General features: G+C 66.7%; 8 protein-coding genes. All 8 read left to right on the forward strand.

Annotated elements, in window-relative coordinates:
- Positions 1–29 precede the first annotated feature (29 nt).
- Complete coding sequence (locus AC1DXV_RS27800; protein WP_477865675.1) at positions 30–992, forward strand: alpha/beta fold hydrolase; 963 nt, start codon at positions 30–32, stop codon at positions 990–992.
- A gap of 239 nt (positions 993–1,231) precedes the next feature.
- The gene (locus tag AC1DXV_RS27805; RefSeq protein ID WP_477936620.1) at positions 1,232–3,418 is read left to right on the forward strand and encodes a polymorphic toxin type 37 domain-containing protein; all 2,187 of its coding nucleotides are present in this window, start codon (positions 1,232–1,234) and stop codon (positions 3,416–3,418) included.
- 7 nt (positions 3,419–3,425) lie between these two features.
- The gene (locus AC1DXV_RS27810) at positions 3,426–3,764 is read left to right on the forward strand and encodes a hypothetical protein (RefSeq protein ID WP_477865677.1); all 339 of its coding nucleotides are present in this window, start codon (positions 3,426–3,428) and stop codon (positions 3,762–3,764) included.
- Positions 3,761–4,081, forward strand: coding sequence for a hypothetical protein (locus tag AC1DXV_RS27815; protein WP_477865678.1), 321 nt, complete (start codon positions 3,761–3,763; stop codon positions 4,079–4,081). Before AC1DXV_RS27810 ends, AC1DXV_RS27815 begins: the two co-directional genes overlap by 4 nt.
- A gap of 162 nt (positions 4,082–4,243) precedes the next feature.
- Complete coding sequence (locus AC1DXV_RS27820) at positions 4,244–5,218, forward strand: TRAP transporter substrate-binding protein (RefSeq protein ID WP_477865679.1); 975 nt, start codon at positions 4,244–4,246, stop codon at positions 5,216–5,218.
- A gap of 8 nt (positions 5,219–5,226) precedes the next feature.
- Positions 5,227–5,736, forward strand: a complete 510-nt coding sequence (locus AC1DXV_RS27825) for a TRAP transporter small permease (RefSeq protein WP_477874699.1) — start codon at positions 5,227–5,229, stop codon at positions 5,734–5,736.
- Positions 5,729–7,030, forward strand: a complete 1,302-nt coding sequence (locus tag AC1DXV_RS27830; protein WP_477936622.1) for a TRAP transporter large permease — start codon at positions 5,729–5,731, stop codon at positions 7,028–7,030. Before AC1DXV_RS27825 ends, AC1DXV_RS27830 begins: the two co-directional genes overlap by 8 nt.
- Before the next feature lie 191 nt (positions 7,031–7,221).
- On the forward strand, positions 7,222–8,383 hold a 1,162-nt coding region (locus AC1DXV_RS27835), incomplete at its 3' end, for a cyclic di-GMP-binding domain-containing protein, MshE-related (protein ID WP_477936624.1).

Here is an 8,383-nt window from a genome sequence, read left to right on the forward strand (position 1 = left end):
GCGTACTACATCATCACCCGGAGCCTCACATGAATGCATTCACCAAATCCCTGATCGCCCTCTCGGCCATCGCAGCTCTCACCGGTGCCGCGAACGCCGCGCAGAAGGCACCGGCCGCCGCCAGGCCGGCGGCAGTCGCCGCCCGGCCGACGGGCAGCTACGTCACCACGAAAGATGGCGTGCAGCTCTACTACAAGGACTGGGGCCCGCGCGACGGCCAGCCGGTGATCTTCAGCCACGGCTGGCCGCTCGATTCGGACAGCTGGGAATCGCAGATGCTGTTCCTGGCCGACCAGGGCTACCGCGTGATCGCCCATGACCGGCGTGGCCACGGCCGATCGAGCCAGCCCTGGGACGGCAACGACATGGACCACTACGCCGACGACTTGGCCGCGGTGATCGAGGCCGTGAACCTGAAGGGCAAGAAGGCGGTGCTGGTGGGCTTCTCGACCGGTGGCGGCGAGGTGGCGCGCTACATCGGCCGGCATGGCACCGGCCAGGTTGCGAAGGCGGTGCTGGTCTCGGCCGTGCCGCCGCAGATGGTCAAGGGCAAGGTCAACCCGAACGGCGTGCCGATCGAGGTGTTCGACGGCCTGCGCAAGGCGCAGATCGAGAACCGCTCGCAGCTCTACAAGGACATCGCGAGCGGCCCGTTCTACGGCTTCAATCGGCCCGGCGCCAAGGTCTCGCAGGGCCTGATCGACAACTGGTGGCTGCAGGGCATGACGGGCGGCCACAAGAACACGCTGGACTCGATCAAGGCCTTCTCGGAGACCGACTTCACCGAGGACCTGAAGAAGTTCGACGTGCCGACGCTGGTGATCCACGGCGACGACGACCAGATCGTGCCGATCGACATCTCGGGACGGGCGTCGGCGAAGTTGGTCAAGGGGGCGCAGCTGATCGTCTACGCGGGTGCGCCGCACGGGTTGACCGACACGCACAAGGAGCGGTTGAACCAGGACCTGCTGGCGTTCATTCGCAAGAACTGAGCGTCTGCGGGCAGAGGGAAGCGGCGCCGGCAATTCTGCAGAAAGTGAGGAGCCGGCGCGGCGGGCTTTTTTCTAGCATCGCGCACCGCGCCCGGGCTGTTGGGGCCAATCGATCGACATCCCTCAGGAGCCCCTTCATGGCGCGTCTCTTCGCCAAGCGCACTGCCGTTGCGCTCATGCACGTCGCGCTGGCCCTCGCCGCACAAGCTCAGACCTTGCCGCCCCCGCCGGTGTCGCCGATGCCGCTGGAGCGCTACGAGTACGACGCCATGGGTCGGCGCACGAAGATCATCCGTGGCGCCGGCACGCTGAACCTCGAGACGCGGTTCCGCCACGACACGCTTGGGCGCGTCATTGAAACCACCGACCCACGCAACGGGACGACGGGCATCGGCTATGACGGCGGCGATCGGCCCACCCAGGTGACCGACCCGCGCGGGTTGCTCACGCAGTACCCGCGCAACGGCTTCGGCGATGTGCAACAGCGGATCAGCCCGGACTCCGGCACCGATCGATTGACGTATGACGCCGCCCGCAACCTGAAGACCCGCACCGACAGCCGCGGCGTGCTGACCGCCTACGGCTACGACGCCAGCAATCGCTTGACGAGCGCGGAATACACGATGGGCGGGCACGCGAGCGAGACGCTCAGCTTGGCGTACAGCCAGCGGGGTCCGGATTTCTCCTTCGGTGGCGGCCGGCTCACGAGCACCGCTTTCCCCGGTGGATGGAACCGCTACGCCCATGACGAGCAGGGCATGATCGCCCGCGACCTCCAGCATCTGGAAGCAGGCCCAGGCGGCAACCCGGGCCCACTCGACCAGGTGGTGGTCTACGGCGAGACGCTGGGCAACCCGAGCAGCATCACCTACCCCTCGGGACGCCGGCTCACCATGACCTGGGTGGACGGCGAGATCACCGCGATGGCGCTGGCCCGCAGCAGCGACGGCACGGCCATGCCCTTGTTCACCCAGATCGGCTGGACGCCGTTCGCCGGCTCGCTCAAGCGCTGGACCGCGCACATGGCGAACGGCACGCTGACGAACCAGCGCTTTTTCGACCTCGCGGGGCGCATGACGCGCCACACCTTCGGCGATGTGTTCCGCGACATCCACTACGACGCGGCGAACCGCATCGTCGGCTTCATGCACCTGGCACCCGACGGCACGCCGCGGCCAGCACTGGATCAGGCTTTCGGCTACGACGAGAACAGCCGCATCACGCGCATCACGACGAACGCGGCCACCTGGGCGATCGCGCACGACCCGAACGGCAACCGCAGCAGCGTGAGCCTGAACGGCAGCCCGAGCCTGTACACGACCGAGGCGACCAGCAACCGGCTGACGGCCATCACGAACCCGGCGCGCAGTTTTGCCCACGACCCCGCCGGCAACACGACGAGCGACAGCGCGGGCTACACGGCCACGTTCAACCTGCGAGGGCAGCTGGCGACGATCGCGAAGGCCGGCGTGACGACGCACTACACCTACAACGCCAAGGGGCAGCGCGTGCGCAAGGTCAGCAGCACGGGCCCGGCGAGCACCACGCTGTTCGTGTACGACCCGCAGGGACACCTGCTGGGCGAGTACGACCAGAACGGCGCGGCCTTGCGCGAATACGTGTGGCTGCGCGACACACCGATGGCGATGTTCACACCGGACCCGGCGGATCCGGCCGGCGAGCCGCTGGTGTACTTCATCCACACCGACCACCTGAACGCACCGCGCATCGTGGTGGATCGCGACAACCGCCTGCGCTGGCGCTGGCTGGTCGAGCCGTTCGGCGCGACCGCGCCGGAGGTCGATCCGCAGGGGCTGGGCGTCTTCACGCAGAACCTGCGCTTTCCAGGGCAGTACGCGGATGCGGAGAGCGGGCTGTTCTACAACCAGTTCCGCTACTACGGTCCCGACAGAGGGCGCTACACGCAGAGCGATCCGATCGGCCTGCTGGGAGGAAGTCCATCGACCTACACGTACGTGGATGGCGATCCTTTGCGCTACGTCGATCCGAGCGGACTGAATCCGCTGGCGGGTGCTCTCGCCGGTGCAGAGGTCGGCTCCATCCTCGGCCCACCCGGCGCCGTGGTGGGTGGAATCCTTGGCGCAGGGGTTGGTGCTTGGCTTGGCTGGCAGGTCGTTGGCCCGATGTTGGTCAAGCCCCCAGAGAATGCTTACGATCCCGCTGGACCCAAAGCGCCAGGCAAGCCCGGGGAAGCTGAGGGCTTCAAGGACCCGAAGGGCGGGGAGAACTGGGTGCGCAATCCCAACGGACGCGGCTACGGCTGGCAAGCTGCGGACGGCGGCGTATGGTGCCCCACAGGCCCTGACTCCGGGTCCACAGGTGACGCTCACGGAGGCCCGCACTGGGATGTGGAGTACCCCGGTGGCAGGTACCACAACATATATCCGGGCGGTCGACGCCGATAGGAGAACCATGATTCTGAAAGTTGAGCTGGGCAGCTTCTACTCACGCGGGGATGAGCGTCGCCTCTTTCAAGGCTTCAAGGAAATCGCTGCGATACGCGATGTCAAAGGTGTCGGCCGAGAACTGATGCTGGAGATCGAACTCGCAGCTCTCAGCAAGGAAGCTTTGCGTGAATTGCTCGCTCTACTTTGGCGATACGGGATTCCGCTCGCACCATTGCGTGCCTTCGCCGAGAAAAAGAAGTTCAGTTGGCTGAATGACGCTCAGGGCTACTGGCACAGCGACATGTTTGCAGAGCACTCTGTTTCGGCGCCCGCCAAGCGACAACCCCTGTCCATCGACGCATGAATGAAGAACTTGCCGCACGCTCCCTCGTCAACCAACTCAAGGCTTTCGTACCCGACAAGGCCTTGACCGGACGGATGCACGCCGATCTGACCGACATGCTGGAAGCGTGCGACTGGTTCGTGTCAGTGATTGGCGCGGTCGCACATCGCTCGTTGACTCGCGACGAACTTGAAACACTGCTGATCGACATCGACGTCAACATGCTCCAGCACTTGGCCCATCATCTCGATTCACTGAAAAGACAGATGCCTGCCATCCTGGAAGCCATCGCAGAACCTGACGGCGACGAAACGGCGGCGCCTGCCTCAAACGCCTGATGACGGAAAGAGGCCCCATGGCGAGGCGTACTTCCAGATCGACTGACATGGCGGCCACGGCCGACCCCGATGGAACAGACCTTGCTAAAGCGTAGAAGTCCGTATGGTCGTCGGGCCCCGGCTTCCGTACGCTGGGCGCCATCATTCCCTGGAGTACCTGTCATGCGCGTGCGTCTTCCGCTTCTGGCCTACCTGTTCTCGGCCGCCCTCGCCGCCCCGGCCTGGGCCCAGACCAAGTGGGACCTGCCCGCCGCCTACCCGGCCAGCAACTTCCACACCGAGAACCTGACCCAGTTCGCGGCCGACGTCGACAAGGCCACGGCCGGCAAGCTGAAGATCACCGTGCATGCCAACGCCTCGCTGTTCAAGGCGCCCGAGATCAAGCGCGCCGTGCAAGGCGGCCAGGCGCAGATCGGCGAGATCCTGCTGGTGAACTACCAGAACGAGTGGCAGATCTTCGGCACCGACGGCCTGCCCTTCCTCGCCGACAGCTACGACGAATCGGCCAAGCTCTACAAGGCGCAGAAGCCGGTGCTCGACAAGAAGCTCGCCGAGCAGGGAATGATGCTGCTCTACGCGGTGGCCTGGCCGCCGCAGGGCATCTACGTGAAGAAGCCGATCAACTCGGCGGCCGACCTCAAGGGCGTCAAGTGGCGCGCCTACAGCCCCGCCACCTCGCGCATCGCCGAACTCGTCAACGCGCAGCCCGTCACCGTGCAGGCGGCTGAACTCTCGCAGGCCATGGCCACCGGCGTGATCGAGTCGTACATGTCGTCCGGCTCGACCGGCTACGACACCAAGACCTACGAGCACATCAAATACTTCTACGACACCCAGGCCTGGTTGCCGAAGAACGCGGTGCTGGTGAACAAGGCCGCGTTCGACGCGCTCGACAAGCCCACGCAAGCCGCGCTGCTGAAGGCCGGCGCCGACGCCGAGGCGCGCGGCTGGGCGCTGTCGAAGAGCAAGAACACCGAGTACCTCGAGCTGCTGAAGAAGAACGGCATGACCATCCTGCCGCCGTCGGCGCAGCTGAAGGCCGACATGAAGAAGGTCGGCGACACGATGCTGCAGGAGTGGCTGCAGAAGGCCGGCCCGGAAGGCCAAGCCATCGTCGACGCCTACCGCAAGCCGTGAGCGCGGCGCTGCGCCGCGGGCTGGACGCGCTGTACGACGCCAGCGCCGCGCTCGCCGCGGTCTTCATGGTCGGGCTGCTCGCGGCCGTGCTGCTGTCCATCGTCAGCCGGCAGCTGCACTTCAACGTGCCGGGTGTCGACAGCTACGCCGGCTACCTGATGGCCGCCACCGGCTTCCTCGCACTCGCCCACACGCTGAAGCAGGGCGAGCACATCCGCGTGACGCTGCTGCTCAACGCGCTGAAGGGCGCCGCACGCCGGCGGCTGGAGCTGTGGGCGCTCTTCGCCGCCAGCGCGCTGGCGCTGCTGGCAGCGTTCTACGCCTGCAAGCTCGTCTGGCAGTCGTACGTGTTCCACGACATCTCGACCGGCAACGACGCGATGCCGCTGTGGATCCCGCAGCTGAGCATGGCCGTCGGCAGCACGGTGCTGGCGGTTGCGTTCATCGACGAGCTGGTGCTGGAGATCCTCGGCCGGCGCGTGGTGCCGGTGTCTGATGAGGCAAGCCGCAATGAATGACCTGCTGGTGACGACGCTGCTGATCGCGTCGCTGTTCCTGATCCTCGGCAGCGGCGTGTGGATCGGCCTCACGCTGTCGGGCGTCGCGTGGATCGGCATGCAGCTGTTCAGCTCCCGGCCGGCCGGCGACGCGATGGCCGTGACGATCTGGGGCTCGGCCTCCAGCTGGACGCTGACCGCGCTGCCGCTGTTCATCTGGATGGGCGAGATCCTGTTCCGCACCCGGCTCAGCCAGGACATGTTCCGCGGCCTCGCACCGTGGATGCAGCGCCTGCCCGGCCGCCTGCTGCACACCAACGTGGTCGGTTGCGCGATCTTCGCAGCGGTGTCGGGCTCGAGCGCGGCCACCTGCGCCACCATCGGCAAGATGAGCCTGCCCGAGCTCGCGCGGCGCGGCTACCCCGACGCGATGGCCATCGGCTCGCTGGCCGGCGCGGGCACGCTCGGCCTGCTGATCCCGCCGTCGATCATCATGATCGTCTACGGCGTGACGGCCGACGTCTCGATCTCGCAGCTGTTCATCGCCGGCGTGCTGCCCGGCGCGCTGTTGGCACTGATCTTCTCCGGCTACATCGCGCTGTGGTCGCTGCGCCACCCCGAACAGATCCCGCCGGCCGACGCGCCGATGAGCCTGCGCGAGAAGCTCGAGGCCTCGCGCAGCCTGATCCCGGTGGTGCTGCTGATCGCCGCGGTGCTGGGCTCCATCTACGCCGGCATCGCGACCGCCACCGAGGCCGCGGGCCTGGGCGTGCTGGGCTCGCTGATCCTGTCGGCGGTGCAGGGCTCGCTGACCTGGAACACGTTCAGGCAGTCGCTGATGGGCGGCACGCGCCTGTACTGCATGATCGCGCTGATCCTGGCGGGTGCCGCGTTCCTGACGCTCGCGATGGGCTACATCGGCCTGCCGCGCCACCTGGCCGAATGGATCGCCTCGCTCGGTCTCAGCCAGTTCGGGCTGATCCTGATGCTGACCGCGTTCTACGTGATCCTCGGCTGCTTCCTCGACGGCATCTCGATGGTGGTGCTGACGATGGGCGTGATCATGCCGACGGTGCAGAAGGCCGGCATCGACCCGCTGTGGTTCGGCATCTTCATCGTGATCGTCGTCGAGATGGCCCAGGTGACGCCGCCGGTGGGCTTCAACCTGTTCGTGCTGCAGGGCATGACGCGGCGCGAGATCGGCTACATCGCGAAGACCGCCTTCCCGTTCTTCCTGCTGATGGTGCTGATGGTGGTGCTGCTGTACGTGTTCCCGCAGATCATCACGTTCCTGCCGGACCAGATGAAGTCGTAGCCCGGATGCCAATCCGGGGATGTGTCGGACAAGCCCCGGATTGGCATCCGGGCTACGACTGACGGGCAAAACCCAGTCATTTCGTACCTTCAACGGGAAGTTTGTACTCATACAGTGCCAGGGCGGAAAACTGTTCCGCGCCCTGGCGCGCCGGCCCGTCCGCACGCGCCCGTCCTTCAAAGGATGGACCCGTGTCCAATCTGACGACTCCGCCGAACTGGGCGCTCGAACTGCCGCCCCTCTCGGATGCGCCCGCCCCGGCGCCCGCGCCCGCGCCGGCCGAGAAGGCCCGCCATGAAGGCTTTCGCTGGCCGACGCCGCCGTTCGCCGCCTACCCCGATGCGCTGGAACAGAACCAGCCGCAGGCCTGCCAGATCGTCGGGCTGAACGACCGCGAGATGAACGGCCGGCTGATCTTCTTCGTGCCGGAGTCCACCGTCGCCCATGTGCAGGTGCCGCCGGCCCGCACGACGATGGCGCTGCGCTTCACGCAGTTCCGCAGCCTGCGCGTCGTCGAGCCGCTGAAGCCCGCCAGCGATGCCAGCCGCGACCCGCACGCCGGCATGCTCGAGCACCGCCCGTCCAGCCGCTACAAGGTGACGCTGAAATCCGGCGCGCTGCTCGAAGGCGACACCATCGGCCATGTGGACACGCCGCACGGGCTGTTCCTGTTCCCGCCGATCGATGCCGAGGGCAGCGTGCAGCGCCTGTTCGTGCCGCGCGAGGCCTACGAGCACTTCGAGATCGGCGAGCGCATCGGCGACCTGCTGGTGGCGCAGAAGATGGTGACCCCACAGCAGGTGGCCCAGGCCGCCGACATGCAGCAGCAACTGCGCAACCAGAAGCTCGGCGACATCCTGGTCTCGCGCCAGATCGTCACGCCCATCCAGTTGCTCAGCGCGATCGAGCAGCAGGCCAAGATGCCGATGGTGCGCATCGGCGAGGCGCTGACCTCGCTCGGCCTGGTCAGCGAAGAACAGCTGCAGGATGCACTCTCGCAGCAGAAGAACGACCGCAGCGTGCCGCTGGGCGAGCTGCTGGTGCGCATGGGCACCGTCTCGCGCGAGGACCTGCAGACGGCGCTCGCGCGCAAGATGGGCTACCCGGTCGTCAACGTCAACGCCTTCCCGGTCGAGGCCGAGGCGCTGCGCAAGCTGCCGTATGCGGCCGCGGCGCGGCTGCTGGTGTTGCCGCTGCTGATCCGCGAAGGCCGGCTGGTGATCGCGATCGACGACCCGGCGCGCCGGCGCAACGCGGTCGACGAGGTCGAATTCATCGCGCAGATGAAGATCGTGCCGGTGCTGGCGCTGGGCCGCTCGGTGGCCGACACCATCTTCGAGGCCTACGAGAAGA

The organism is Rhizobacter sp. P3_C12, from assembly GCF_056402735.1.